Origin of the sequence: Mesorhizobium sp. LNHC229A00 (assembly GCF_000502415.1) — a bacterium.
Lineage (GTDB): Bacteria > Pseudomonadota > Alphaproteobacteria > Rhizobiales > Rhizobiaceae > Mesorhizobium.
Genome location: NZ_AYWQ01000131.1, coordinates 1 through 766, shown reverse-complemented (window position 1 = coordinate 766; position 766 = coordinate 1). Strand labels below are relative to the sequence as shown.

General features: G+C 63.4%; 1 protein-coding gene. It reads left to right on the top strand.

Annotated elements, in window-relative coordinates; genetic code table 11:
* Positions 1–766: IS256 family transposase (locus X742_RS140305; RefSeq protein ID WP_023775653.1), on the top strand; the 766-nt coding region annotated here is incomplete at both ends.

Genomic DNA, 766 nt, shown 5'->3' with positions numbered 1-766 from the left:
GGCGATCACGGAAGAACTGTGCGGCCATGCCTTCTCGGCCTCGTCGATCTCGGCCATCAACAAGCGGCTGGACGAGAGCCTCGCTGCCTTTGCCAGGCGCCCCCTTCAAGAGCCGTTTCCTTACCTCATCCTCGATGCGCGCTACGAGAAGGTGCGTGAAGCCGGTGTTGTCATGAGCCAGGCGGTGCTGATCGCGGTCGGTATCGACTGGGACGGAAGGCGCCAGATCCTGGCCGTGGAGATGGCCAATCGCGAGAGCCGCTCGGCCTGGAGGGACTTCCTCGTCGGCCTCAAGGCGCGCGGCCTCAAGGGCGTCGAGTTGGTTGTGTCCGACGATCACGCCGGCCTGGTGGCAGCGATCGGCGAGGTGATCCCCGAAGCCGCCTGGCAACGCTGCTACGTGCACTTCCTCAGGAACGCGCTCGATCATCTGCCGAGGAAGCACGGCGACGACTGCCTGCAGGAATTGCGCTGGCTCTACGACCGGCGCGATCTCGCAGAGGCCAGGGCTGATCTTGCCGCATGGCTTGCCAAATGGTCGGCACGCTATCCGCGCCTGACAGGCTGGGCCGAGGATGCCATCGAACAAACCCTGACCTTCTTCAGGCTGCCGAGACAGCACCACAAGCATCTCAAATCCACCAACATGCTGGAGCGGCTCAACGAGGAAATCCGCCGGCGCACCTATGTCGTGCGCATCTTCCCCAATACCGAAAGCTGCCTGCGCCTGGTCAGGGCGTTGGCCGTCGAGACCAATGAAAACTGG